Origin of the sequence: Klebsiella pneumoniae (assembly GCF_000742135.1) — a bacterium.
GTDB classification, from domain to species: Bacteria; Pseudomonadota; Gammaproteobacteria; order Enterobacterales; family Enterobacteriaceae; genus Klebsiella; species Klebsiella pneumoniae.
The window spans coordinates 3,160,232-3,186,786 of record NZ_KN046818.1 but is presented as its reverse complement, the minus strand read 5'-3'; the positions used below and the strand labels follow the sequence as shown (position 1 = coordinate 3,186,786).

The 26,555-nt window shown below is 56.6% G+C and carries 26 protein-coding genes; 14 read left to right on the top strand and 12 right to left on the bottom strand.

The window, feature by feature from the left end; all coding sequences use genetic code 11:
* Window positions 1–14: 14 nt before the first annotated feature.
* The 9 genes from kdsC (at window position 15) to npr (ending at window position 5,918) form a co-directional block, all read left to right on the top strand.
* A complete protein-coding gene (gene kdsC, locus DR88_RS10595) occupies window positions 15–581 on the top strand; it encodes a 3-deoxy-manno-octulosonate-8-phosphatase KdsC (RefSeq protein ID WP_002918405.1) in 567 nt (188 codons plus the stop codon).
* Window positions 578–1,153: an LPS export ABC transporter periplasmic protein LptC gene (gene lptC, locus DR88_RS10600; RefSeq protein WP_002918413.1), complete on the top strand. Its 576-nt coding sequence runs from the start codon at window positions 578–580 to the stop codon at window positions 1,151–1,153. The genes kdsC and lptC overlap by 4 nt, the downstream gene beginning before the upstream one ends.
* Complete coding sequence (gene lptA / locus DR88_RS10605) at window positions 1,122–1,667, top strand: lipopolysaccharide ABC transporter substrate-binding protein LptA (RefSeq protein ID WP_002918415.1); 546 nt, start codon at window positions 1,122–1,124, stop codon at window positions 1,665–1,667. The genes lptC and lptA overlap by 32 nt, the downstream gene beginning before the upstream one ends.
* A gap of 6 nt (window positions 1,668–1,673) precedes the next feature.
* Complete coding sequence (lptB, locus tag DR88_RS10610) at window positions 1,674–2,399, top strand: LPS export ABC transporter ATP-binding protein (RefSeq protein ID WP_002918417.1); 726 nt, start codon at window positions 1,674–1,676, stop codon at window positions 2,397–2,399.
* A 47-nt stretch (window positions 2,400–2,446) separates the two neighbouring features.
* On the top strand, window positions 2,447–3,880 hold the full coding sequence (gene rpoN / locus DR88_RS10615) for an RNA polymerase factor sigma-54 (protein ID WP_004149952.1): 1,434 nt from the start codon (window positions 2,447–2,449) through the stop codon (window positions 3,878–3,880).
* Window positions 3,881–3,902: 22 nt separating this feature from the next.
* Window positions 3,903–4,190 (top strand): ribosome hibernation promoting factor, encoded by a 288-nt coding sequence (gene hpf / locus DR88_RS10620; RefSeq protein WP_002918423.1) that lies wholly within the window; start codon window positions 3,903–3,905, stop codon window positions 4,188–4,190.
* Window positions 4,191–4,260: 70 nt separating this feature from the next.
* Window positions 4,261–4,749 (top strand): PTS IIA-like nitrogen regulatory protein PtsN, encoded by a 489-nt coding sequence (gene ptsN, locus DR88_RS10625; protein ID WP_004144926.1) that lies wholly within the window; start codon window positions 4,261–4,263, stop codon window positions 4,747–4,749.
* A 45-nt stretch (window positions 4,750–4,794) separates the two neighbouring features.
* Window positions 4,795–5,649: an RNase adapter RapZ gene (rapZ, locus tag DR88_RS10630; RefSeq protein ID WP_025861206.1), complete on the top strand. Its 855-nt coding sequence runs from the start codon at window positions 4,795–4,797 to the stop codon at window positions 5,647–5,649.
* Entirely contained in the window at window positions 5,646–5,918 is a 273-nt protein-coding gene (gene npr, locus DR88_RS10635; protein WP_002918431.1) for a PTS phosphocarrier protein NPr, read from the top strand. The genes rapZ and npr overlap by 4 nt, the downstream gene beginning before the upstream one ends.
* Window positions 5,919–5,981: 63 nt before the next feature.
* On the opposite strand, the gene mtgA is transcribed toward npr, so the two are convergent.
* The 4 genes from mtgA to uxuA all read right to left on the bottom strand — a co-directional run bounded on the left by mtgA (window position 5,982) and on the right by uxuA (window position 11,141).
* A complete protein-coding gene (gene mtgA, locus DR88_RS10640) occupies window positions 5,982–6,707 on the bottom strand; it encodes a monofunctional biosynthetic peptidoglycan transglycosylase (RefSeq protein WP_025861203.1) in 726 nt (241 codons plus the stop codon).
* Complete coding sequence (gene elbB / locus DR88_RS10645; RefSeq protein ID WP_002918442.1) at window positions 6,704–7,357, bottom strand: isoprenoid biosynthesis glyoxalase ElbB; 654 nt, start codon at window positions 7,355–7,357, stop codon at window positions 6,704–6,706. The genes mtgA and elbB overlap by 4 nt, the downstream gene beginning before the upstream one ends.
* A 233-nt stretch (window positions 7,358–7,590) precedes the next feature.
* On the bottom strand, window positions 7,591–9,930 hold the full coding sequence (arcB, locus tag DR88_RS10650) for an aerobic respiration two-component sensor histidine kinase ArcB (RefSeq protein ID WP_002918444.1): 2,340 nt from the start codon (window positions 9,928–9,930) through the stop codon (window positions 7,591–7,593).
* 146 nt (window positions 9,931–10,076) lie between these two features.
* Complete coding sequence (gene uxuA, locus DR88_RS10655; RefSeq protein ID WP_004174133.1) at window positions 10,077–11,141, bottom strand: mannonate dehydratase; 1,065 nt, start codon at window positions 11,139–11,141, stop codon at window positions 10,077–10,079.
* Between the two features lie 296 nt (window positions 11,142–11,437).
* On the opposite strand from uxuA, the gene DR88_RS10660 reads away from it, so the two are divergent.
* Both DR88_RS10660 and DR88_RS10665 read left to right on the top strand, forming a co-directional pair.
* The gene (locus DR88_RS10660; RefSeq protein ID WP_004149959.1) at window positions 11,438–12,454 is read left to right on the top strand and encodes a Zn-dependent oxidoreductase; all 1,017 of its coding nucleotides are present in this window, start codon (window positions 11,438–11,440) and stop codon (window positions 12,452–12,454) included.
* Between the two features lie 85 nt (window positions 12,455–12,539).
* Entirely contained in the window at window positions 12,540–13,823 is a 1,284-nt protein-coding gene (locus DR88_RS10665) for an MFS transporter (RefSeq protein WP_002918453.1), read from the top strand.
* Between the two features lie 51 nt (window positions 13,824–13,874).
* Here the strand turns inward: DR88_RS10665 and mnmL are convergent, their stop codons facing one another.
* Window positions 13,875–14,807: a tRNA modification radical SAM protein MnmL/YtqA gene (gene mnmL, locus DR88_RS10670; protein WP_004149961.1), complete on the bottom strand. Its 933-nt coding sequence runs from the start codon at window positions 14,805–14,807 to the stop codon at window positions 13,875–13,877.
* Between the two features lie 673 nt (window positions 14,808–15,480).
* Between mnmL and gltB the strand changes: the two genes are divergently transcribed.
* Window positions 15,481–19,941, top strand: a complete 4,461-nt coding sequence (gene gltB, locus DR88_RS10675; RefSeq protein WP_004144939.1) for a glutamate synthase large subunit — start codon at window positions 15,481–15,483, stop codon at window positions 19,939–19,941.
* 9 nt (window positions 19,942–19,950) lie between these two features.
* Window positions 19,951–21,369: a glutamate synthase small subunit gene (locus DR88_RS10680; RefSeq protein ID WP_002918461.1), complete on the top strand. Its 1,419-nt coding sequence runs from the start codon at window positions 19,951–19,953 to the stop codon at window positions 21,367–21,369.
* A 54-nt stretch (window positions 21,370–21,423) separates the two neighbouring features.
* Here DR88_RS10680 and DR88_RS10685 read toward each other — a convergent pair whose 3' ends face one another.
* The 7 genes from DR88_RS10685 to zapE all read right to left on the bottom strand — a co-directional run bounded on the left by DR88_RS10685 (window position 21,424) and on the right by zapE (window position 25,930).
* A complete protein-coding gene (locus DR88_RS10685) occupies window positions 21,424–22,128 on the bottom strand; it encodes an N-acetylmannosamine-6-phosphate 2-epimerase (RefSeq protein WP_004185859.1) in 705 nt (234 codons plus the stop codon).
* A gap of 124 nt (window positions 22,129–22,252) precedes the next feature.
* Window positions 22,253–22,747 carry a ClpXP protease specificity-enhancing factor gene (gene sspB / locus DR88_RS10690; RefSeq protein WP_002918465.1) on the bottom strand — a complete coding sequence of 165 codons (495 nt, stop codon included), beginning with the start codon at window positions 22,745–22,747 and terminating at the stop codon, window positions 22,253–22,255.
* A 3-nt stretch (window positions 22,748–22,750) separates the two neighbouring features.
* Window positions 22,751–23,389, bottom strand: coding sequence for a stringent starvation protein SspA (gene sspA, locus DR88_RS10695; RefSeq protein WP_002918467.1), 639 nt, complete (start codon window positions 23,387–23,389; stop codon window positions 22,751–22,753).
* Window positions 23,359–23,643, bottom strand: coding sequence for a hypothetical protein (locus DR88_RS30880; protein WP_135801240.1), 285 nt, complete (start codon window positions 23,641–23,643; stop codon window positions 23,359–23,361). Before DR88_RS30880 ends, sspA begins: the two co-directional genes overlap by 31 nt.
* Window positions 23,644–23,700: 57 nt before the next feature.
* On the bottom strand, window positions 23,701–24,093 hold the full coding sequence (gene rpsI / locus DR88_RS10700; protein ID WP_000829818.1) for a 30S ribosomal protein S9: 393 nt from the start codon (window positions 24,091–24,093) through the stop codon (window positions 23,701–23,703).
* 15 nt (window positions 24,094–24,108) lie between these two features.
* Window positions 24,109–24,537, bottom strand: a complete 429-nt coding sequence (rplM, locus tag DR88_RS10705) for a 50S ribosomal protein L13 (protein WP_002918559.1) — start codon at window positions 24,535–24,537, stop codon at window positions 24,109–24,111.
* A 265-nt stretch (window positions 24,538–24,802) separates the two neighbouring features.
* Window positions 24,803–25,930, bottom strand: coding sequence for a cell division protein ZapE (gene zapE, locus DR88_RS10710; RefSeq protein WP_004144945.1), 1,128 nt, complete (start codon window positions 25,928–25,930; stop codon window positions 24,803–24,805).
* Window positions 25,931–26,120: 190 nt separating this feature from the next.
* Here zapE and zapG point away from each other — a divergent pair, with 190 nt between their 5' ends.
* Entirely contained in the window at window positions 26,121–26,519 is a 399-nt protein-coding gene (gene zapG / locus DR88_RS10715; protein ID WP_002918565.1) for a Z-ring associated protein ZapG, read from the top strand.
* Window positions 26,520–26,555: the final 36 nt, after the last annotated feature.

The window sequence follows — 26,555 nt, the reverse complement described above, 5'->3', positions numbered from 1 at the left end:
GTAAGGAAAAAATAATGAATAATGCTGATGCTCAGTTAGCGACCTGCTACGGGCCGGTAAGCCAGGCGTTTGTCGATCGCGCGGCGAAGATCCGTCTACTGATCCTTGATGTCGACGGTGTATTATCCGACGGGCTTATCTATATGGGTAATCACGGCGAGGAGCTGAAAGCGTTTAACGTCCGCGATGGCTATGGTATCCGCTGCGCGCTGACCTCGGGTATTGAAGTGGCGATTATTACCGGGCGAAAAGCTAAACTGGTAGAAGATCGCTGTCAGACGCTGGGCATTACGCATTTGTACCAGGGGCAGTCGGACAAGCTGCTGGCGTTCCGCGATCTGACGGACAAACTGCACGTGCGGCCGGAAGAAGTCGCCTACATCGGCGACGATCTTATTGACTGGCCGGTGATGGCCGAAGTGGGCCTTAGCGTCGCCGTCGCCGATGCGCATCCGCTGCTGCTACCGCGGGCGAATTATGTCACGCGAATTAACGGCGGACGCGGCGCGGTACGCGAAGTCTGCGATTTGTTACTATTGGCGCAGGGCAAGTTGGATGAGGCCAAAGGGCAATCAATATGAGTAAAACCAGACGTTGGGTTATCATTTTACTGTCGCTGCTCGCGCTGATCCTTATCGGCCTGAATCTGGCGAATACGGACGACACGGCCCAGCCGGAGGTCAATCCTAACGACCCTACGTATAAAAGCGAACATACCGACACCGTGGTATACAGTCCGGAAGGCGCCCTGAGCTATCGGCTGATTGCCGAGCACGTGGAATATTTTTCCGATCAGGAGGTCTCCTGGTTTACCAAACCGGTGATGACCACCTTTGATACTAACAAGGTGCCTACCTGGTCGGTCAGAGCAGACAAAGCGAAGCTGACGAATGACCGGATGCTCTATCTTTACGGGCACGTTGAGGTGAATGCGCTCGCGCCAGATTCTCAACTGCGCAAAATTACGACGGATAACGCCCAGATAAATCTGGTAACGCAGGACGTTACCTCCGATGACATGGTGACGTTATACGGCACCACATTTAATTCCAGCGGCCTGAAAATGCGTGGAAACCTTCGCAGCAAAAATGCCGAGCTGATTGAAAAGGTGAGAACCTCTTATGAAATTCAGAACAAACAAACTCAGCCTTAAGATTGCGCTCGCCGGCGCGTTACTGGCCGCCAGCCTGCCGGCCCTCGCCAAGACGGGCGATACCGATCAGCCGATCCATATCGAATCCGATCAGCAGTCGCTGGACATGCAGGGCAATGTCGTCACCTTCACCGGTAACGTGGTCGTGACCCAGGGGACGATCAAGATTAACGCTGATAAAGTGGTGGTCACCCGTCCGGGCAACGAGAAAGGCAAAGAGGTGATCGAAGGTTTCGGTAACCCGGCTACTTTCTATCAGATGCAGGATAACGGCAAGCCGGTAAAAGGCCGGGCGTCGAAAATGCGCTACGAGCTGCAGAACGATTACGTCGTGCTGACGGGCAACGCTTATCTGGAACAGCTCGACAGCAACATCAAGGGCGACAAGATCACCTATCTGGTGAAAGAGCAAAAAATGCAGGCCTTCAGCGACAAAGGTCGACGCGTCACCACCGTTCTGGTGCCGTCCGAGCTGCAGGACAAAAGCGGCAACCAGCAAAAGAAGAGTAACTAATCCGTTATGGCAACCTTAACTGCGAAGAATCTCGCTAAAGCGTATAAAGGCCGCCGCGTGGTGGAAGATGTCAGTCTCACCGTTAACTCGGGCGAGATTGTCGGCTTGCTCGGCCCGAACGGCGCCGGTAAAACGACCACCTTCTACATGGTGGTCGGGATTGTGCCCCGCGACGCAGGCAATATCATCATCGATGACGAAGACATCAGCCTGCTGCCGCTGCACGCGCGCGCGCGACGGGGCATCGGCTACCTGCCGCAGGAAGCGTCGATTTTCCGTCGCCTCAGCGTCTATGACAACCTGATGGCGGTCCTGCAGATCCGTGACGATCTAACCAGCGAACAACGGGAAGATCGCGCTAAAGAGCTGATGGAAGAGTTTCATATTGAGCACCTGCGCGACAGCCTCGGTCAGGCGCTCTCCGGTGGTGAACGCCGCCGCGTCGAAATCGCCCGCGCGCTGGCGGCGAATCCGAAATTTATTCTTCTGGATGAACCCTTTGCCGGCGTGGATCCGATCTCCGTTATCGATATTAAACGCATCATTGAGCACCTGCGCGACAGCGGTCTCGGCGTTCTGATTACCGACCATAACGTCCGTGAGACCCTCGCGGTCTGCGAACGCGCGTATATTGTCAGTCAGGGACACCTTATCGCTCATGGTACACCGCAGCAGATCCTCGAAGATGAGCAGGTTAAGCGCGTGTATCTTGGGGAAGACTTCAGACTCTGATAGGGTAGAGGTTACAGACGTTTTAGCCGGAGATATTTACCCTGAACATGAAGCAAGGTTTGCAATTAAGGCTTAGCCAACAGCTTGCCATGACGCCGCAGCTGCAGCAGGCGATTCGTTTGCTGCAGTTGTCCACGTTAGAACTCCAGCAAGAGCTCCAGCAAGCGCTGGAAAGTAACCCGTTGCTTGAGCAAACCGATCTTCACGACGAGGTAGAGGCAAAAGAGGTGGAGGACCGCGAGTCCCTCGATACCGTCGATGCGCTTGAGCAAAAAGAGATGCCCGACGAACTGCCTCTCGATGCCAGCTGGGATGAAATCTATACCGCTGGCACGCCGTCGGGTAACGGCGTCGACTATCAGGACGACGAGCTTCCCGTCTATCAAGGCGAGACCACCCAGACGCTGCAGGACTATCTGATGTGGCAGGTTGAGCTGACGCCTTTCACCGACACCGACCGCGCTATTGCCACCTCTATCGTCGACGCCGTCGACGATACGGGCTACCTCACGATTCAGATTGAAGATATTGTCGACAGCATCGGCGATGACGAGATCGGCCTGGAGGAGGTGGAAGCGGTCCTCAAGCGAATCCAGCGTTTTGATCCGGTTGGCGTCGCAGCGAAAGATCTGCGCGACTGCCTGCTGATCCAGCTGTCGCAATTTGCGAAAGAGACGCCGTGGCTGGAAGAGGCGCGGCTGATTATCAGCGACCATCTTGATCTGCTGGCCAACCATGATTTCCGCACTCTAATGCGAGTCACCCGCCTGAAAGAAGAGGTGCTTAAAGAGGCGGTCAACCTGATCCAGTCCCTGGATCCTCGCCCTGGCCAGTCCATTCAGACCAGCGAACCGGAATATGTCATCCCGGATGTGCTGGTGCGCAAGGTGAGCGGCCGCTGGACCGTCGAGCTCAACGCCGACAGCATTCCACGGTTGAAAATAAATCAGCAGTATGCGGCAATGGGCAACAGCGCCCGCAATGACGCCGACGGCCAGTACATTCGCAGCAATCTGCAGGAAGCCCGCTGGCTGATTAAAAGTCTGGAAAGCCGCAACGATACCCTGCTGCGCGTCAGCCGCTGCATCGTAGAGCAGCAGCAGGCTTTTTTCGAACAGGGTGAAGAGTATATGAAGCCGATGGTGCTGGCCGATATCGCCCAGGCCGTCGAGATGCATGAATCGACGATTTCCCGTGTCACCACGCAAAAATATCTGCACAGTCCGCGCGGTATTTTTGAACTGAAGTATTTCTTCTCCAGCCATGTGAATACCGAAGGCGGAGGCGAAGCCTCGTCGACGGCTATTCGCGCGCTGGTGAAGAAGCTCATCGCCGCGGAAAACCCCGCGAAGCCGTTGAGCGACAGTAAGCTCACCTCCATGCTGTCCGAGCAGGGTATTATGGTGGCGCGCCGCACTGTCGCGAAGTACAGAGAGTCTTTATCCATCCCGCCGTCAAACCAGCGTAAACAACTGGTCTGACATAACCGATAAGGAAGACACTATGCAGCTCAACATTACAGGACACAACGTCGAAATTACGCCTGCGATGCGCGAATTCGTTACGGCGAAGTTCAGCAAGCTGGAGCAATTTTTCGACCGGATCAATCAGGTCTATATTGTGTTAAAAGTAGAGAAAGTGACGCAAATTGCGGACGCGAATCTGCATGTCAACGGTGGCGAAATCCATGCCAGTGCGGAAGGGCAGGATATGTATGCGGCTGTCGATGGTCTTATCGACAAGCTGGCAAGACAGTTAACGAAGCACAAAGATAAACTAAAACAACACTAATTGTCCGGGCCCCCTTGCGCCCGCCGCTGGATATCATCGGCGACGGGCGCGGGGGCGCTCAGGTGAAATTATGATGAACAACGATTCGGCTCTACAACTGAGCAACGTCCTGAACCAGGAATGTACCCGTAGCCAGGTGCACTGCCAGAGCAAGAAGCGTGCTCTGGAAATCATCAGCGAACTGGCCGCCAAACAGTTAAGTTTGCCGCCGCAGGTGGTGTTCGAAGCGATCCTCACCCGCGAAAAAATGGGCAGTACCGGGATCGGCAATGGTATTGCCATTCCCCACGGAAAACTGGAAGAGGATACGCTGCGTGCTGTCGGCGTTTTTGTCCAGCTGGAAACCCCCATCGCCTTCGACGCGATCGACAATCAGCCTGTCGACCTGCTGTTCGCGCTGCTGGTGCCGGCCGACCAGACAAAAACTCACCTGCATACGCTCTCCCTGGTGGCAAAACGGCTGGCGGACAAAGCGATTTGTCGTCGCCTTCGTGCGGCGCAGAGCGATGAAGAGTTGTATGAGATCATCACCGAAGCAGGAAGCAGCGATGACGCATAACGGCAGTCGCACCTTATCCTTTATCGTACTGAGGAGAAACGGTACATGGTACTGATGATCGTCAGCGGCCGCTCGGGCTCGGGGAAATCCGTCGCTCTGCGAGCGCTGGAAGATATGGGCTTTTACTGCGTGGATAACCTGCCGGTCGTGCTGCTGCCCGACCTGGCGCGGTCGCTGGCTGACCGTAATATCTCCGCGGCCGTCAGCATCGACGTGCGTAACATGCCGGAATCCCCGGAGATCTTCGAGCAGGCGATGCAGAATCTGCCGGAATGTTTTTCTCCGCAGCTGCTGTTCCTTGATGCCGACCGCAATACCCTGATCCGCCGGTACAGCGACACCCGTCGCCTGCACCCGCTCTCCAGCAAGAATCTGTCGCTGGAAAGCGCCATCGACGAAGAGAGCGATCTGCTGGAGCCCCTGCTCTCCCGCGCCGATCTGATCGTCGATACGTCGGAAATGTCGGTGCATGAGTTGGCGGAAATGCTGCGTACCCGACTGCTGGGTAAACGCGAGCGTGAACTGACGATGGTCTTCGAATCCTTCGGCTTCAAGCACGGTATTCCGATCGATGCCGATTACGTCTTTGACGTGCGCTTTCTGCCCAACCCGCACTGGGATCCGAAACTGCGTCCAATGACCGGTCTGGATAAACCAGTGGCCGCCTTCCTCGATCGGCACACTGAAGTGCACAACTTTATTTATCAGACCCGAAGCTATCTTGAGCTATGGTTACCGATGCTGGAGACCAACAATCGCAGCTATCTGACGGTGGCCATTGGCTGTACCGGCGGTAAACATCGTTCGGTTTATATTGCTGAACAACTGGCTGACTACTTCCGCTCGCGCGGCAAGAACGTGCAGTCTCGTCATCGGACGCTGGAAAAACGTAAATCATGACCGTAAAGCAGACCGTTGAAATCACCAATAAGCTGGGCATGCACGCCCGCCCGGCGATGAAGCTGTTCGAACTGATGCAGAATTTCGATGCCGAAGTACTGCTGCGCAACGATGAAGGCACAGAGGCGGAAGCCAACAGCGTGATTGCCCTGCTGATGCTGGACTCGGCGAAAGGGCGACAGATAGAGGTGGAGGCCAGCGGTCCGCAGGAAGTTGAAGCCCTCGCCGCGGTGATTGCCCTGTTTAACGCTGGCTTTGACGAAGACTAAACGTGACGCTTCCCGGCGGCGGACGACTGGCGATTGTACCAGCCCCGGCGCCGGAGTAACCCGCTAATAGAGCTTATGCTCGCGCATGAACCCTTCCCCGCCCAGCTGTCGCATCTGGCGTAAGATCCAGGCCTGACGACTGCGCACATAGCCTGACGGCGCATCGGCGCGATAGCGGATCGGGTTCGGCAGCACCGCGGCCAGCAGAGCCGCTTCCCCCGGCGTCAGCTGACTGGCGGGTTTATGAAAATAGCGCTGGGCGGCCGCTTCCACACCAAATATCCCATCGCCGAACTCGGCAATATTCAGGTAGACGGTCAGGATCCGCTTTTTACTCCACACGGTTTCGATCCCGACAGTCAGCCCGGCTTCCAGCCCCTTACGCAGCCAGCTGCGGCCATCCCATAAAAACAGGTTTTTCGCCGTCTGCTGCGACAGCGTTGACGCGCCGCGAATCCGGGTATCATGCCGCTCATTGTGCGCCAGCGCTTTCTCAATCGCCGACACGTCGAACCCCCAGTGTTCCGGGAACTTCTGATCTTCGGCGGCAATCACCGCCAGCCCCATCCATGGGGAGATCTTATCCATGGCAACCCAGTCGGAATGCGCCAGATGATGGAAATCACCGGACAGCCAGGCGCTCACCTGCCGCTCAAGCATCACCGCCGAAAACGGCACCGGCAGCACGCTAAACAGCGCGATCCCCCCGCCCCAGAGGACGGCGGCGATCAGCAGCAGACGCAATGCCAGACGTTTCAGCAGCGCAAAGGGCGCAACGCGGAGCCTCATGCGCTCAGCGCCAGCACGCGGGCCACCAGCTTCTCAATTCCGGTGGCGGCTTGCGCAATGTCCTCCGCCAGCATATACGCCGGAGTGGTGACCACTTTGTTGTCTTCATCCACCACGATGTCGTCGACCGGGCAAGGCACGTGCTCTGCCCCCATCTCTTCCACCACATCGGCGGTATCAAGATCGGTCCCAATGGTCATCCGCAGCGGAAACGCAAAGATCTTCGGCAGCATCGCCGGGGCAATGCACATAAAGCCCAGCGGCTTGCCGGCCTGATGCATCGCCAGCGCCAGGGCCCGCAGATCGGGATCCACCTGGCATTCGCTGCCCTCGGCGGCGAAGCTGCTTAGATTTTTCGCCGCGCCGAAGCCGCCAGGGACGATCAGCGCGTCCAGCGTCTCCGCACGCGCCTGCGCCAGCGGCAGGATGTCGCCGCGGGCGATACGCGCTGCTTCCACCAGCACATTGCGCTGCTCTGGCATCGCCTCCCCGGTCAGATGGTTGATGACATCGCGCTGCGGTTTATCGGGCGCAAAGCACACTGCCTGCGCGCCGTTGCGCGCGATCGCCAGCAGGGTAATCACCGCCTCATGGATTTCACTGCCGTCGTACACGCCGCAGCCGCCCAGTACCACACCAATTTTTTTCATCGCTTTCGCTCCTCCATGCAACTCGCTGAAACCAGTCAAAAATGTCGATTAACTCGCTATGCTTCACATATTTTACTGATTCATGTAACAAATTAGTTAAGCTTTGCTATCTTAATGAGCGAGCAATCCACTTCTTCGGTTGCGCCACGTAACAACATCACTCAAACAACACTGGCTCAACCACCAGTTCCCTGGTGTTGGCGCAGTATTCGCGCACCCCGGTCTGTCCGGGGTCATTTTTTGCTGGCTTTCGCCACCCACGCCTTCAGTACCGCTACATCGTTTTGCCACTCGGATTTCATCTCTTCAACCCATTCAGCGACATTATCAGACCAGGCAGGCAGATCCGGAGTCTGGATCTGCTGGCCCAGCTGCTGGATGTGGCGCAGTCCGATAGAACCGGCCGCCCCTTTGATCTTATGCCCCTCTTCGACAATCCCTTTTTGGTCGCGGGCGGTCAGATTAGACTCCAGAACGGACATGTAGCCCGGCATCATCTTCTCAAACACCGCGAGACCATCGTTGATAAGCTTCGGTCCCACCAGCTCGATATATTGCTCCAGCATATCGGTATCCAGCACCGCGTCGGCTTTATGCAGATCGGCCGCCGGCGCTTCCTGCGCTTCCTCATCCGGTGCATCCCAGAATTTCTTGATCATGGCCGTTAGCGCTGGCACCGATAGCGGCTTACTCAACACATCGTCCATCCCGGCGTCGAGATACTCTTTTTTATTCTTCAGCACGTTGGCGGTGAGGGCGACCAGCGGCGGTAGCTCGTCAGCGGCAAAGCGCTGTTTCAGTTCCCGGGAAATATCCAGTCCGGTCATGTCCGGTAACTGAATATCCAACAGCACAAGGTCATATTCGCCTGGCTCAAACATCTCCAGCGCGGCTTTCCCGGTCATCGCCACATCAACGCTGTTACCCAGTTTTTCCAGCACTGAACGGGCCACAATAACGTTGAGCTCAATGTCCTCAACCAGCAGCACGTTGAGCGCCGGTAATGGCATGTCGTCTTCCGCCAGCGTATCTTCCACTTCTTCCGCAATGGCAGGCGCATGGACAGTAAGCGTAAAGGTCGCCCCTTTACCCGGCTGGCTGGTAACGCTGATATCACCGCCCATATTACGCGCCAGGCGACGCGAGACGGCGAGACCAATCCCGGTTCCGGTGGCCGGTTTGCCGCCGTGGCTGTCTTTGACCTGGTAATACATGGCGAAAATTTTGTCCTGTTCCGCTTCAGGAATACCAATTCCGGAGTCTTCCACTTCGAAGTGCAGGATATCGCCTTCGTCATAGCGCACGCGGACGTTCACCCCTCCGCCCTGCGGGGTAAACTTCACGGCGTTACTGATAAGATTCCACAGGATCTGCCGCAGGCGGGTCCCATCCGTGATTACCTTATGCGGCAGCGGCAGGCTCGGCTCCAGCACAAAGCGCAGCCCCTTCTGCTGTGCCTGCAAGCCGGATAGGTTTTCAAGGTCGGCAAGGAAGCTGGTGAAGTCCACCGGCTGGTTATCGAGCTGCACCTTGCGGCGCTCCATTTTGTCCATGTCGATAATATCATTGAAGATATTCCCCAGCGTCACCGCCGAGACATGGATAGTTTTCAGGTATTTTTCCTGCTCGCTGGTCAGTTCGGTATCCAGCAAAATTCGGCTCAGCCCGACGATCCCGTTTAGCGGGGTACGCAGCTCATGACTGATGGTGGAAATAAAGGTGGTTTTATCCCGGCTGGCGCGCTCAAGAGCGTCCTGATAGCGTTTACGTTCGGTGATATCGCGGCCGAAGCCCATCAGGCCGCGACGCTTACCGACGCGATCGTAGTAGGGGACCTTGCGGATTTCAAAGCACGCTTTGCGGCCATCGGGATAGTCCAGCCACTGCTCATAGGTCAGCGATACATTATGGCGGAACACCTTCTCGTCGGTCTCCAGTACCTTTTCCGCCGCCTCTTCGCTATAGACGTCCTGCGGTTTGAGGTGGATCAGCTGTTTCTCGCTTTTGCCGGTCAGCAGCTCCATCGCCCGGTTACAGCCTGAAAACTCCTTATCCTCATTGCGATAGAAGACCAGGTCCGGGGAAGCATCAAGGAAAGAGCGCAGAAAGGAGGATTGCTGTTCGAGCTGGATCTGCGTCTCTTCACGCTCTTTCATCTCAATCTTCAACTGCTCGAGGGTGGTCTCGCGCTCGGCTTCCGCTTTTTCACGTTCGCCAATCTCCTGATTCAACTGCGCGATGTTATCTTTCAGTTGGACGTTCAGCTTTAGATCGCGCTCACGCATCTCCTCCAGCTTGTCCACCAGCCGCGAAAGACGCTGACGGGACTCTTCGAGCTGCTCCACCACCACCGAGAGAAAGTAGACCGCCCAAGGCGTGATCAGCAGGCCAAAGAAGATAGAGCGGATAACGTCGATACTTTCAACCTGGCCATGCAGCACCATGGTAACCGCCATCTGTACCACGATGGCCAGCACCACCAGCGCAAGAGCCAACAGCATCGAAAAGCGGACCAGACCCAGCTTCATCATCAGGTCGACATAATACTGCGCCAGCATACGAATTTGCTTCATAGGGGATTCCTTCACGACAACTCCGCACAATAATACTCAATTCTGAGCAATGCGCTGTAAGTTGTGCAAAAAATGCGGGCAGGAGTCGATACGGCGGCCGGCCGCAGAGGCGAACCAGCCGCAAAAGAGGGGGATCAGAAGAGGGATTAACGCTTGCTTAACGCCTCCCAGAGTCCTTTCAGGTAGGTCACGCCGAGGGCGCGGTCGAACAGGCCATAGCCCGGCCGTCCGGTCTCTCCCCAGATAAAGCGACCATGATCCGGGCGAATATAGCCGTCGAATCCGTTGTCATACAGCGCTTGCATCACTTTGTACATATCCAGGGAGCCGTACTCTGACGGATGGGCGCACTCGTAAAAGTCTTTATCCTGCATCAGCTTTATATTGCGGACGTGGGCAAAATGAATTCGCTTACGCCGCGTAAATTCGGCCAGGATGGCGTACACGTCATTATCAGGATCTTCGGCAATCGAGCCGGTGCAGAGCGTAATGCCGTTGGCGGGTGAATCGACAGCCCGGCAGATCCAGTCCAGATCGTCGCGGTTTTTGACCACCCGCGGCAGGCCAAAAATGGAGTACGGCGGGTCGTCCGGGTGGATCGCCATTTTCACCCCAACCTCTTCGCAAACCGGGATCACCGCCTGCAGAAAATAAACCAGGTTCTCCCGCAGCTTCTGATCATCCACCGCGCTATATTTGGCAAACAGGGTCTGCACCTCCGCCAGCCGTTCCGGCTCCCAGCCCGGCAAGGCGAAGCCGTTTGAATTCTCAAGCACCTCCTTCACCACGTCCTCCAGCCGCTTATCGATATCTTTCTTCTCAAACGCCATCGTCAGCGAGCCATCCGGCAGGACGTAGTTCATATCCGTCTTCATCCAGTCGAAAACCGGCATGAAGTTATAGCAGATGACTTTAACGCCAAAGCGGGCAAGGTTGCGGATGGTCTGCTGGTAGTTGGCAATATAGCGGTCACGGGTAGGTAGGCCGATTTTGATGTCGTCATGGATGTTGACGCTCTCTATCACCTCCATTTTCAGGCCTGCGGCATGGGCCTGACCGACCAGACGCTCAATTTTATCCACCGGCCATACTTCGCCCACCGCGACGTCGTAGAGCGCGCCGACCACCCCCTCAACGCCAGGCACCTGGCGAATATGTTCTAATGAAATCTTGTCTTCCTCTGGTCCAAACCAGCGCATTGTCATCTGCATTGTCTTCACCTGCTCAACTTAGTTTAATTTACCCTACTACCATACCAGTAATCATAGATGATTGAGCGTTGGCTGTCGTGATAGCGATCACATTCCTGCCGACCGGCTCGCCAGCGGTGAATGCGTCGGCGCATTCATAATTTTTTTCAATTTATTTCAATAGATTAATCATGCCATGGCTTTTTCTGCCGAGCTTTCTCAAATGTGATCCAGGCCTGATTATGATCTTTTGCATACTTGTATGGTAATAAAAGTAGCGTAATTTGTTCAGAAAAAAGACAATGGAAGGAATCAAAATGAGAAGCGTCGTCGTCAAAGAGCCAGGCCAACTGAACATTGAATCACGTCCGGTTCCAGTTCCGGGCGCCCATGAAGTACGGGTGAAAATTGCTTTTGCCGGGATCTGTGGTTCCGATGTACACATCTATCACGGCCACAACCCATTCGCGAAATATCCCCGCGTCATCGGCCATGAATTCTATGGCATCATCGACGCCGTCGGCGAGCAGGTATCTCCGGCACGCATCGGCGAGCGTGTCGCGGTGGACCCCGTTGTCAGCTGCGGCCATTGTTATACTTGCTCGGTAGGAAGGCCGAATGTCTGTACGCAGCTCCAGGTCATAGGAGTTCACCGCGACGGGGGATTTAGCGACTATGCCTGCGTGCCGGCGAAAAATGCCTGGCGCATCCCCGAGGCTATCAGCGACCGTCAGGCAACGATGGTTGAGCCTTTTACCATCGCGGCAAATATTACCGCCCAGCTGCAGCCCACGGCGCAAGATATTGCCCTGGTTTACGGCGCTGGCCCGATGGGGCTGACAATCATTCAGGCGCTAAAGGGGGTATATGGCGTTAAGCAGGTGATCGTCGTGGATCGCATTGCCGAACGTCTGCAGATGGCCCGGGAAAACGGCGCCGATCTGACGCTCGATAACACTGACCAGCCGCTCGCGGAACAGCTGGCGCAGCGGCAGCTTGCCCCCACGCTGGTCATTGATGCCGCCTGCCACCCGGCGATCCTGCAGGAAGCCATTCTCCTCGCCTCCCCCGCCGCCCGCATCGGTATACTCGGTTTCTCCGGCGAGGCCTCGACCCTCACTCAGCAAAGCATCACCAGTAAAGAAATTTCTATTTTCTCCTCCCGGCTGAACAGCGGGCGTTTTCCGCTGGTCATCGACTGGATGGAGAAAGGCCTTATTCGTCCGGAGGCGTTAATCACCCATTGTATGCCGCTGGAGCAGGTGAAAGAGGCCATGGAGATTTTTGCTAACGACCGTAAGACCTGCTGCAAAGTGCTGCTGCAGCTGGGTTAAACCGGCATCGTATAGAATAACGGCCGACGGATATCTGCGTATCCGCCGCGCCTGATATAAATAATATAATGAGCATGGTGTTATCATGGGAAAAAATATCCGCTGGATTATCGTCCTGTTATTATTTTTAGTATATATGATAAATTATCTTGACCGGGTGGCATTATCCATTACGGTCCCGATGATTGAAAAGGACCTTGCACTTAACGCTGAACAATTCGGCATTATTTTCGGCAGCTTTTTCTTCGGCTACGCGGTATTTAATTTTATTGGCGGTTTGGCCGTGGATAAGTTTGGCGCAACGCTGGTAATGGGCCTGGCGGTCGGTCTGTGGTCGCTGTTTTGCGGCTTAACCGCGGTAGCCACCGGCTTTTATTCCATGCTGGTGCTGCGGGTGCTTTTCGGGATGGCGGAAGGCCCGATCTGCGCATCGGCGAACAAGATGATCAACGGCTGGTTTCCTAAAAAGCAAGCGGCTACCGCCGTCGGCTTTCTCAGCGCAGGCTCTCCGCTGGGCGGCGCGGTCGCCGGCCCCATCGTCGGTTACCTGGCCCTGGCATTCGGCTGGCGCCCGGCTTTTATGATTATTTTCGCTATCGGTATTGTATGGATGATAGCGTGGTTTTTCATTGCCGCTAATTCGCCCGAAAAGCACAAAAAAGTCAGCCAGGAAGAACTTAAGCTGATTAATAAAATGAAAGAAGAAGAAGTCGCGCTGGAAACAATAGAAAATCAAACAGCTCACTCGCTGGGTTATTATTTGAAACAGCCAATTATTCTGGTAACGGCCTTTGCCTTCTTCTGCTACAACTATATTCTGTTTTTCTTTCTCAGCTGGTTCCCGTCCTATCTGGTACAACAGCACCATCTGGATATTAAACAGATGAGCCTTACCACTATGATCCCATGGATAGTCGGCTTTGTCGGTCTGGCGCTTGGGGGCTATATTTCCGATAAAATTTTTAAACTCACCGGGCGCCTGCTGCTGTCGCGCAAAATTGTGCTGGTGGTATGCCTGCTGATGGCCGCTATCTGCGTGGGACTGGCGGGTACCGTCAGCAGCGTCGTGCCTGCCGTTCTGCTGATGTCGGTCTCCATCTTTTTCCTCTATGTAACCGGGGCGATCTACTGGGCGATTATCCAGGACGTGGTGCATAAATCCCGCGTCGGCGGCGCCAGCGGCTTTATCCATCTTATCGGCAGCGTCTCCGGCATCGTGGGGCCGATTGTTACCGGCTATATCGTGCAGTCTACTGGTAAATTTGACAGCGCTTTCGTTCTCGCCGGCACTATCGCCGCGCTTGGCGCCCTGCTGGTGCTGTTCGTGATCAAAACTCCGCGTGTGACGATGAAAGCCAGCCAGGCATAAATGGCAGGAGCGCGATGTCCGGCATTGTTCCGGACATCACGCTCGTACTTCTCACTCAGCCTGGGGAGCAACCCAGCTACGGCCCAGCGCCGAGCCCTGAGCGCCCTGCTGATTCAGATAACGATTCAGTTCAACCATGCCGGTCCAGCGATTTTCACACCACAGCGGCGCCAACAGCGTGGGCCGACGGGCGCTGGCGGAAATACGGTGGTAGATCACCTCCGGCGGCGTATGGCGGATCATCTCTCCAGCGGTGACGGTATACGCCTCCAGCTCAATGCCATCGAGACGCCCGGCCTGCCACGCTTTGGCCATAATGCTGCCTTTCACAATATGCAGTGGATGCAATTTGATCCCATCCACGCCGGTCGCCACTACCTGCTCCAGCGTCTGCAGACAATGCCCCTGGCTCTCTCCGGGCAGACCGACGATCAGATGCGCACAGACTTTCAGCCCCCGCTCTCGCGCCAGGCGCGCGGTACGCTGATAACAGGCGAAATCGTGTCCACGGTTAATGCGATGCAGGGTCTTATCATGAGCAGTTTGCAGCCCCAGCTCCAGCCATACCTCATACCCTTGCTGATGGTATTCACTCAGCAGGTCAAGGACCGCCTGCGGAACGCAGTCCGGGCGGGTGCCGACGCACAGGCCAACGATATTTGCGGCACTGACGGCCTGACGATACATTGAACGGAGCACCTGCACTTCAGCGAAGGTGCTGGTGTAGGCCTGAAAATAGGCCAGATAGCGCTTCGCCCGGTTGACGAGCTGCGCCTGATGAGCGAGCTGTTCGGCGATAGAGCGATGCTGCTGCGCCTCATCGGCAAACGATGCCACGTTACAGAAAGTGCAACCGCCGCGGCCCAGCGTGCCGTCGCGGTTTGGGCAGCTAAAACCGCCGTGCAGCGTTAGCTTATGGACCTTTTCGCCATAGCGACGCATAAGATCCCCACCAAACATATTGACTAATTTCTGTAACTGCATAATCTGATAGACCGCCCTCAACAAAGGGGGCCAAGCCTGCCACTTTTCGTCACCGACGGCGATGACCTGGATCAATCGTCAGCGCGGCGACCAACCCTATTGCATAAACAATCAAGATTACTGCAATTTCATTCAACCACCAGGTGATGAGTTTTCCTTATATTTTATCTTCGCATTGCCCTAATCTGCTTTCTGGTAAAAAACGGTATTAATGTCCAGTAGTTAAAAATATTGCAGTCAAATATGCTAATAATGAAATATATTTCAGCGCATATTGGTAATGCAAAGCCGCGTGCACAGTGAGACAGATCACACTAGCCGCACCACCAGCAGGCGTATTCAAAGCATAAAAATTGCCATTATTTTCTTTAATAACAATTAGTTAACTTGTGTATAGCACATTTTTGTATTAATAAGATTGCCATTTGACGTAAGTGTGGATTCCCGATAAGTTGGGAATCCGCTGGAAGCTTTCTGGATGAGCACTCTGCTCATCATATTTATGCAGTAATTGAGATTCCCTCTTAACAGCAAGTCCTCAAACTTGTGTACCGATGCGAAAAGGATTTAAAGAGGGCGAATGCGAGGTGTAAACCCCGTCGCCATGCTCTTTCTGTGCCTGTGCGCAATCGGTATCGGAGGGTGTCCGTAGAGCCTGGGGAGGTTCACTGATATGTTGTACGACAAATCCCTTGAGAGGGATAACTGTGGTTTCGGCCTGATCGCCCACATAGAAGGCGAACCTAGCCACAAGGTAGTGCGAACCGCAATACACGCACTGGCCCGCATGCAGCACCGTGGCGCAATCCTTGCCGATGGTAAAACCGGCGACGGTTGCGGTCTGCTGCTGCAAAAACCCGATCGTTTCTTCCGCATCGTTGCCGAAGAGCGCGGCTGGCGTTTAGCCAAAAACTACGCCGTTGGGATGCTGTTCCTGAATAAAGATCCTGAGCTGGCTAAAGCGGCGCGCCGCATCGTTGAAGAAGAACTTCAGCTTGAGACCCTGTCGATTGTCGGCTGGCGCGATGTGCCGACCAACGAAGGCGTGCTCGGTGAAATCGCCCTCTCCTCGCTGCCCCGTATTGAGCAAATCTTTGTCAACGCCCCGGCTGGCTGGCGCCCGCGCGATATGGAGCGCCGTCTGTTTATTGCGCGTCGTCGCATTGAAAAACGTCTGCAGGAAGACAAAGATTTCTACGTTTGTAGCTTGTCCAATCTGGTCAACATCTATAAAGGTCTGTGTATGCCGGCGGATTTGCCGCGCTTCTACCTGGACCTCGCGGACCTGCGCCTGGAGTCGGCTATCTGCCTGTTCCACCAGCGCTTCTCCACCAACACCGTACCACGCTGGCCGTTGGCGCAGCCGTTCCGCTACCTGGCGCACAACGGTGAAATTAACACCATTACCGGCAACCGCCAGTGGGCCCGCGCCCGTACCTATAAGTTCCAGACCCCGCTGATCCCTGACCTGCACGACGCCGCGCCGTTCGTTAACGAAACCGGCTCCGACTCCAGTTCTATGGACAACATGCTGGAGCTGCTGCTGGCCGGCGGGATGGACATCGTGCGCGCCATGCGTCTGCTGGTGCCGCCAGCCTGGCAGAACAACCCGGATATGGATCCGGAGCTGCGTTCATTCTTCGACTTTAACTCCATGCATATGGAGCCGTGGGACGGCCCGGCGGGCATCGTCATGTCAGATGGCCGCTACGCGGCCTGTAACCTCGACCGTAACGGTCTGCGCCCGGCGCGCTACGTCATTACCAAAGATAAGCTCATCACCTGCGCCTCCGAAGTCGGCATCTGGGATTACCAGCCTGACGAAGTGGTCGAGAAAGGCCGCGTGGGCCCGGGCGAGCTGATGGTTATCGATACCCGTGCCGGACGCATTCTGCACTCAGCGGAAACCGATGACGATCTGAAGAGCCGCCATCCGTATAAAGAGTGGATGGAGAAAAACGTTCGTCGCCTGGTGCCGTTCGAAGATCTGCCGGACGAAGAGGTTGGCAGCCGCCAGCTGGATGACGACACGCTCGCCAGCTACCAGAAACAGTTTAACTACAGCGCGGAAGAGCTGGACTCCGTCCTGCGCGTGCTCGGCGAAAATGGCCAGGAAGCAGTCGGTTCGATGGGCGATGACACGCCTTTCGCCGTGCTCTCCAGCCAGCCGCGCATTATCTACGATTACTTCCGTCAGCAGTTCGCCCAGGTGACTAACCCGCCGATCGACCCGCTGCGCGAAGCGCACGTCATGTCGCTGGCTACCAGCATCGGTCGCGAAATGAACGTCTTCTGCGAAGCGGAAGGCCAGGCGCATCGTCTGAGCTTCAAATCGCCGATCCTGCTGTACTCCGATTTTAAACAGCTGACGACGATGGAAGAAGAGCACTATCGCGCCGACGTCCTCGATATCACGTTCAACCCGGCAGAGGCCTCCCTCAGCGAGACGGTGAAAGCGCTGTGCGATAAAGCGGAGCAAATGGTGCGCGACGGCACCGTGCTGCTGGTGCTCTCTGACCGCAACATCGCCAAAGACCGTCTGCCGGTACCGGCGCCGATGGCCGTTGGCGCGATCCAGACCCGTCTGGTCGATAAAAGCCTGCGCTGCGATGCCAACATCATCGTTGAAACCGCCAGCGCCCGCGATCCGCACCACTTCGCCGTGCTGCTCGGCTTTGGGGCGACGGCTATCTATCCATACCTCGCCTACGAAACGCTGGCGAAGCTGGTCGACAGCAAAGCCATCGATAAACCGTACCGTGCGGTGATGCTGAACTATCGCAACGGTATCAACAAAGGTCTGTATAAGATCATGTCCAAGATGGGGATCTCGACCATCGCCTCCTACCGCTGCTCGAAGCTGTTCGAAGCGGTCGGTCTGCATCGCGATGTCTCCGATCTCTGCTTCCAGGGCGTGGTCAGCCGCATCGGCGGCGCCAGCTTCGACGACTTCCAGCAGGATCTGCTGAATCTGTCGAAACGCGCCTGGCTGGCGCGTAAGCCGCTGGCCCAGGGCGGTTTGCTGAAATATGTGCACGGCGGCGAATATCATGCCTACAACCCGGACGTGGTGCGCACCCTGCAGCAGGCCGTGCAGAGCGGCGAATACAGCGATTATCAACAATACGCGAAACTGGTTAACGAACGTCCAGCGGCCACGCTGCGCGACCTGCTGGCGCTCAACCCAGGCGAAGACGCTATCAGCATCGACGAAGTAGAGCCGGCGAAGGAGCTGTTTAAACGCTTCGATACCGCGGCGATGTCGATCGGCGCCCTGAGCCCGGAAGCGCACGAGTCGCTGGCGGAAGCGATGAACAGCATCGGCGGCTTCTCCAACTCCGGTGAAGGCGGTGAAGACCCGGCGCGCTACGGCACTAATAAAGTGTCGCGCATCAAGCAGGTCGCGTCCGGCCGCTTCGGCGTCACGCCAGCCTACCTGGTCAATGCCGACGTCATCCAGATCAAAGTCGCCCAGGGGGCGAAACCGGGTGAAGGTGGCCAGCTGCCGGGTGATAAAGTCACCCCGTACATCGCCAAACTGCGCTATTCGGTACCGGGCGTCACGCTGATTTCCCCGCCGCCGCACCACGATATCTACTCTATCGAGGATCTGGCGCAGCTGATTTTCGACCTCAAGCAGGTCAATCCGAAAGCGATGATTTCGGTCAAACTGGTTTCTGAGCCGGGCGTTGGCACCATCGCCACCGGCGTGGCCAAAGCCTATGCCGACCTGATCACCATCGCCGGCTACGACGGCGGCACCGGGGCGAGCCCGCTCTCTTCGGTGAAATATGCCGGCTGTCCGTGGGAGCTCGGCCTGGTGGAAACCCAACAGGCGCTGGTCGCTAACGGTCTGCGTCATAAGATCCGTCTGCAGGTGGATGGCGGTCTGAAAACCGGCCTCGATATCATCAAAGCGGCGATCCTCGGCGCGGAGAGCTTCGGTTTCGGTACCGGCCCGATGGTCGCGCTGGGCTGTAAATACCTGCGTATTTGCCACCTGAACAACTGCGCTACCGGCGTGGCGACCCAGGATGACAAACTGCGTAAGAATCACTATCACGGTCTGCCGTTCAAAGTGACCAACTACTTTGAATTTATCGCCCGTGAGACCCGCGAGCTGATGGCCCAGCTGGGCGTCAAGCGTCTGGTGGATCTGATTGGCCGCACCGATCTGCTCAAAGAGCTGGATGGGTTCACCGCCAAGCAGCAGAAACTGGATCTGGGTAAACTGCTGGAGACCGCAGAGCCGCATCCGGGCAAAGCGCTGTACTGCACCGAGAACAACCCACCGTTCGATAACGGCGTGCTCAACGCCCAGCTGCTGCAGCAGGCGAAACCGTACGTGGATGAAAAGCAGAGCAAGACGTTCTGGTTTGATATCCGCAACACCGACCGCTCCGTGGGGGCCTCGCTGTCCGGGTATATCGCCCAGACCCATGGCGACCAGGGACTGGCGGGCGACCCGATCGTCGCTCACTTTAGCGGCACCGCGGGCCAGAGCTTCGGCGTGTGGAACGCCGGCGGCGTGGAACTGCATCTGACTGGCGACGCCAACGACTACGTCGGGAAAGGCATGGCGGGCGGTCTGCTGGCCATTCGTCCGCCGGTGGGCTCTGCGTTCCGCAGCCATGAAGCCAGCATTATCGGCAACACCTGCCTGTACGGCGCGACCGGTGGTCGTCTGTACGCCGCAGGCCGCGCGGGCGAGCGTTTCGCCGTGCGTAACTCCGGCGCTATCACCGTGGTGGAAGGCATCGGCGACAACGGCTGCGAATATATGACCGGCGGCATCGTCTGCGTGCTCGGAAAAACCGGCGTCAACTTTGGCGCAGGGATGACCGGCGGCTTTGCCTATGTCCTGGATGAAGATGGCGACTTCCGCAAACGCGTGAACCCGGAGCTGGTGGAAGTGCTGGACGTTGATTCTCTGGCCATCCATGAAGAGCACCTGCGCGGTTTAATCACCGAGCACGTACAGCTTACCGGTTCGCAACGCGGCGAAGAGATCCTCGCCAACTGGCCGGCCTTCTCCGCGAAGTTTGCGCTGGTTAAACCAAAGTCCAGCGATGTTAAAGCACTGTTGGGTCACCGTAGTCGTTCCGCAGCTGAGCTGCGGGTGCAGGCGCAGTAAGGGGTTAAGATGAGTCAGAACGTTTATCAATTTATCGACCTGCAGCGCGTTGATCCGCCAAAGAAACCGCTGAAGATCCGTAAAATTGAGTTTGTGGAAATTTACGAGCCGTTTTCAGAAGGCCAGGCCAAGGCGCAGGCGGATCGCTGCCTCTCCTGTGGCAACCCGTACTGCGAATGGAAGTGCCCGGTGCATAACTACATCCCGAACTGGCTGAAGCTGGCCAACGAGGGGCGTATTTTTGAAGCGGCCGAGCTGTCGCATCAAACCAACACTCTGCCGGAAGTCTGCGGGCGCGTCTGCCCGCAGGACCGCCTGTGTGAAGGCTCCTGTACGCTGAACGATGAGTTCGGCGCGGTGACCATCGGCAACATCGAACGCTATATCAACGATAAGGCATTCGAGATGGGCTGGCGTCCGGATCTCTCCGACGTGAAGCCGACCGGTAAAACCGTCGCGATCATCGGCGCTGGCCCGGCGGGCCTCGCCTGCGCCGACGTGCTGACCCGTAACGGCGTCAAGGCGGTGGTATTTGACCGCCATCCGGAAATCGGCGGCCTGCTGACCTTCGGTATCCCGGCGTTCAAGCTGGAAAAAGAGGTGATGACCCGCCGCCGGGAGATCTTCACCGGCATGGGCATTGAGTTCAAACTCAATACCGAAGTGGGCCGCGACGTGCAGCTCGACGACCTGCTGAAGGAGTACGATGCGGTGTTCCTCGGCGTCGGGACCTATCAGTCGATGCGCGGTGGACTGGACAACGAAGACGCCCCGGGTGTTTACGACGCGCTGCCGTTCCTCATCGCTAACACTAAGCAGATCATGGGCTTTGGTGAAACCGCCGATGAGCCCTATGTCAGCATGGAAGGCAAACGCGTGGTGGTGCTCGGCGGTGGCGACACCGCGATGGACTGCGTACGCACCTCCGTCCGTCAGAATGCGGCGCACGTGATCTGCGCCTATCGCCGTGACGAAGAGAACATGCCCGGCTCAAAACGCGAAGTGAAAAACGCGCGCGAAGAAGGCGTTGAGTTCCAGTTTAACGTCCAGCCGCTGGGCGTGGAAGTGAATGCCAACGGTAAGGTTTGCGGCGTGAAGATGGCGCGCACCGAAATGGGCCAGCCGGATGCGAAGGGCCGCCGCCGCGCGGAGATCGTCCCCGGCTCTGAGCACGTGGTGCCGGCTGACGCCGTAGTCATGGCGTTTGGCTTCCGTCCGCACAGCATGGAGTGGCTGGCGAAGCACAGCGTCGAACTGGACTCCCAGGGCCGTATTATCGCCCCGGAAGGCAGCGAAAACGCCTTCCAGACCAGCAACCCAAAAATCTTCGCCGGTGGCGATATCGTTCGCGGTTCCGATCTGGTGGTCACCGCGATTGCCGAAGGCCGTAAAGCGGCGGACGGGATCCTCAACTACCTTGAAGTCTGATTAGGTCCGGAACCTCACGCATAAAAGCCCGATGGTTAACGTCATCGGGCTTTTTTATTGCTCATTCGCCGGGCAAACCGCCGCTTTCAGCGCCGTATTATACCAGCCGCAGATATGCTCCAGGCGGGTAATCGCCGAGCCGACGGTCACCGCCCACGCGCCGCAGCGCATCGCCTCCGCCGCCTGGGCAGGCGTGTTATAGCGCCCTTCGGCAATCACTCTGCAGCCCGCCGCGCTCAGGCATTGCACCAGCGCCAGATCCGGCTCATCCGGCGTCTCTTCTGCGGTATAGCCGGAGAGAGTCGTGCCGACAATCTCAGCCCCCAACTGCCAGCACTCGAGAGCATCGTCGAGAGATGAGCAATCGGCCATCGCCACTTTCCCCAGCCGATGAATTTCTGCTAATAGCGCCGACACTGACGCCGGACGCTGACGCTGGGTGCCGTCAATAGCAATAATATCCGCTCCGCCCTGCGCCAGCGCGTCGATATCTTCCAGCCATGGCGTAATACGCACCGGGCTATCGGGCAAATCGCGTTTGATCAACCCAATAACGGGCACCGTCACTAACGGACGAACGGCCTGCAGGTTGGCCAGGCCTTCGATGCGCAGCGCTACCGCTCCCGCCTGCTCAGCCGCCAGCGCCATTGCCGCGACGATAGCGGGATTATCCAGCGGACTGCCCGGCACCGGCTGGCAGGAGACAATTAATCCGCCATGATGACGGATACGCTGGTCCAGTTGTGCGAGTAAAGACATGTCTGCTCCCTAAAAACTACCTGTGGCGATGACGATACCAGCCATGGGACGCCTCGTTTGTGGCAGAGTTAACAAAGCGGACAGACAAAAAAACAGGCCCCGCAGGGCCTGTCAGAGAAGGGATTTACTTCACCACGCGCAGCGCCGGGCGACCACCGCGCGGCGGCGGCGTGTCGTCAGGATCGTCGTCGTGATTATCCGGCTTATCGCCATCGATCACCGACATCACCGTTTCGCTTTCACTCTCCGGCGCGACGTCATCATCGTTGAGGCTGCTGACGTCTTCGTCATAGGCCGCTTCCGGTTCGAACATCGTACCAGCGCCGTTCTCACGGGCGTAGATGGCGAGTACCGCAGCCAGCGGGACAGACACGTTGCGTGGTACCCCGCCAAAGCGCGCGTTGAAGCGCACTTCGTCGTTCGCCAGCTCGAGATTGCCTACCGCACGCGGGGCAATATTGAGAACGATTTGCCCATCGCGCGCGTACTCCATCGGCACGAGCACGCCCGGCAGCGTCACATCCACCACCAGGTGCGGCGTCAGCTGGTTATCCAGCAGCCAGTCATAAAACGCCCGTAACAGATACGGGCGACGCGGCGTCAGCTGTGATACATCCATTATTTAGCCCCGACCGAGGCGCATTTCACGCTCGGCTTCAGTTAAAGAAGCGAGGAAGGAATCACGCTCAAATACGCGAGTCATATAGCCTTTGAGCTCTTTCGCGCCAGCGCCAACCAGCTCCACACCAAGAACCGGCAGACGCCACAGCAGCGGCGCCAGGTAGCAGTCCACCAGGCTGAACTCATCGCTCAGGAAGTAAGGTTTCTGGGTGAAGACCGGCGCGATGGCCAGCAGTTCTTCACGCAGCTGCTTACGCGCAGCATCAGCTTGCGCTGCGGTACCGCTCTGGATGGTGTTCATCAGCGAATACCAGTCCTTCTCGATACGTTGCATATACAGGCGGCTTTCACCACGCGCCACCGGATAAACCGGCATTAACGGCGGGTGCGGGAAACGCTCATCCAGATACTCCATAATGATGCGGGATTCCCACAGAGTGAGCTCACGATCCACCAGCGTCGGTACGCTTTGATTCGGGTTGAGGTCAATCAGATCCTGAGGCGGGTTATCCTTCTCCACGTGCTCTATCTCAAAACTGACACCCTTCTCGGCCAGCACAATGCGGACCTGATGGCTATAGATGTCAGTAGGACCAGAAAACAGCGTCATTACCGAACGTTTGTTGGCAGCGACAGCCATGAAAACCTCCAGGTATATTCAGAATTTTGTACTGCTGCCGGCCACTCATGACCAGCCAGATGTAAAAACCCCATTAGCGCGATGTCACCTTCGTTCACGAATAAAACAAAAAATGAACAATCACCAGCATTTGGGCAGAAAATTGGATGATAGTTTACCAGATTTTGAAGACGTTGTGGTGAGGGGATTCTGGAAATGCTGAAAAAGTGGCGAGAACCGGCGCTATGCTTGTGGATAACAGCCGTTTTATCCATAAAAAAACCCGCCGAAGCGGGTTTTTTCGCAAATTGTTCTGCGTGAGCAGAAAACAATTAACGTTTGGAGAACTGCGGACGACGACGTGCTTTACGCAGACCGACTTTCTTACGTTCAACCTGACGAGCGTCACGAGTAACGAAGCCAGCTTTACGCAGTTCGGAACGCAGGGACTCGTCGTACTCCATCAGAGCGCGGGTGATACCGTGACGGATCGCACCAGCCTGACCAGAGATACCACCACCTTTAACAGTGATGTACAGATCCAGTTTCTCAACCATATCGACCAGTTCCAGCGGCTGACGAACTACCATGCGGGCAGTTTCACGACCGAAGTACTGTTCCAGAGAACGCTGGTTGATAACGATTTTACCGTTGCCCGGTTTGATGAAAACGCGAGCTGCGGAACTTTTGCGGCGACCAGTGCCGTAGTATTGATTTTCAGCCATTGCCTATAATCCCGATTAGATGTCAAGAACTTGCGGTTGCTGTGCCGCGTGGTTGTGCTCGTTACCCGCGTAAACTTTCAGTTTACGGTACATAGCACGACCCAGCGGGCCTTTTGGCAGCATGCCTTTAACCGCGATTTCAATCACACGCTCAGGACGGCGGGCAATCATCTCTTCAAAGGTCGCTTCTTTGATACCACCGATGTGGCCGGTGTGGTGGTAGTACATTTTGTCTTCGCGCTTGTTGCCGGTAACAGCAACTTTTTCTGCGTTCAGAACGATGATGTAATCACCGGTATCAACGTGCGGAGTGTATTCCGCTTTGTGCTTACCGCGCAGGCGACGAGCCAGTTCAGTAGCCAGACGGCCCAGAGTTTTACCGGTCGCGTCAACAACATACCAGTCGCGTTTTACGGTTTCTGGTTTAGCTGTAAAAGTTTTCATTAAAAGCTTACCCAAATAATAAGTTACACGTTGGTGAACACCCAAACGTTTAGTCAGTTGAGGTTCACACGACATTGTCCAGCAAACCTACCCCTTCGAATAGCCTATGCCGGCGCATAGAAAGTTTCGGGAAAAAAACCTTCTCGTAACGTGGGGTCGCAAGATTATAGAGAAGTCGGGGTCAAAGATCGACCCCTTTATGAGATTTTTCAGGCCGCGCCCGGGGCGGCCTTGCGGCCCTGAATCCGCCTGAAAAAGTCCCCTGTCAGGGCATATGCGGACGTTTGAGGTACTCTTCGCTCTGCATCTCCTGCAGACGCGAGAGACAGCGCTGGAACTCAAACTTCAGCCGCTCGCCCTGGTAAATGTCGTACAGCGGCACTGCCGCGCTGACCACCAGCTTTACATGGCGCTCGTAAAACTCATCCACCAGAGCGATAAAGCGGCGGGCCTCGCTCTCCAGCTGCGCGGTCATCACCGGCACGTCGAACAGCATCACCGTATGGAACAGTCGGGAGAGCGCGATATAGTCATGCTGGCTGCGCGCATCCACGCATAGCGTGGCGAATGACGCCGCCAGCGTCTGGTTTTCTACGCCGAGGGTAGGCAGCTCGCGATGGTTAATCTCCAGCGTCGGCCCGGCAGCGCGCGGCGCGCCCGCCAGCGCGAGCCACAGTTTATCCATCTGTTCGCGGGTGTCGTTATTCAGCGGCGACAGCCACAGGTGCGCCTGCGTCAGGGTACGCAGTCGATAATCGATGCCGGCATCGACGTTCATAATATCGCAATGCTGCTTGATGGCGTCGATCGCCGGCAGAAAACGGGCCCGCTGCAGGCCATTGCGATAGAGTTCATCCGGCGGAATATTGGAGGTCGCCACCAGGGTGATGCCGCGGGCGAACAGGGCTTTCATCAGCCCGCCCAACAGCATGGCGTCGGTAATATCGGAGACAAAAAACTCGTCGAAACAGAGCACGTCGGTTTCCGCTTTAAAGCGGTCGGCGACGATCTCCAGCGGGTCGCTATGTCCCTGCAGGGTGGTCAGCTCTTCGTGTACGCGCAGCATGAAACGATGGAAATGCAGGCGCTGTTTACGCTCGCCCGGCAGGCTCTGGTAAAACAGGTCCATCAGCCAGGTTTTGCCTCGCCCCACGCCGCCCCACATATACAGGCCGCGGACAGGTGCCGTCCCGGCAGCCGGCTCGCGCTTACCCAGCAGTTTGCCGAATTTCGCGCGCAAACCGCCGCCTGACGCGACCGGCGCGGGCTGCGTCTGCAGTTCCTGGTAAATGGTATCAAGGCGGCTCACCGCTTCTTGCTGGACGTCGTCGGGTTGATGGCTGCCCTCTTTCAGGGCTAAAAGGTAACGCGATGTTGGAGACAGGCTTTGCATGATCTAATTGTTATTCCTTGAAAACCGTAATGCCGAAGCTCACGATTGACGAAAAAAAGGCCGTTCTACACTACGCGATGATACGCCAGGATTCCACTTCTGTGGAATTAGCGGTTATAGTGGCACTATCGGGCGCAGGCGGAGAGCCTAAGAGCCACCCTACGGAACCACAATACAACGGGAGATGTTCATGACCTGGGAATACGCGCTAATTGGGTTAGTCGTCGGTATCATCATTGGTGCCGTCGCCATGCGTTTCGGCAACCGCAAACTGCGCCAACAGCAGGCGCTGCAGTACGAACTGGAAAAGAATAAAGCCGAGCTTGAAGAGTACCGTGAAGAGCTGGTGAGCCACTTTGCGCGTAGCGCCGAACTGCTGGATAACATGGCGCACGACTATCGTCAGCTATATCAGCATATGGCGAAAAGCTCTAACAACCTGCTGCCGGACTCGATGGCAGACGCCAACCCGTTCCGCAACCGTCTGGAAGAGTCTGAAGCCAGCAACGATCAGGCGCCGGTCCAGATGCCGCGCGACTACTCCGAGGGCGCATCCGGTTTACTGCGCGGAGGCGCAAAACGCGATTAAGCCTCGCTGCGATTAAAATATTCTCCGGGCGCGCCC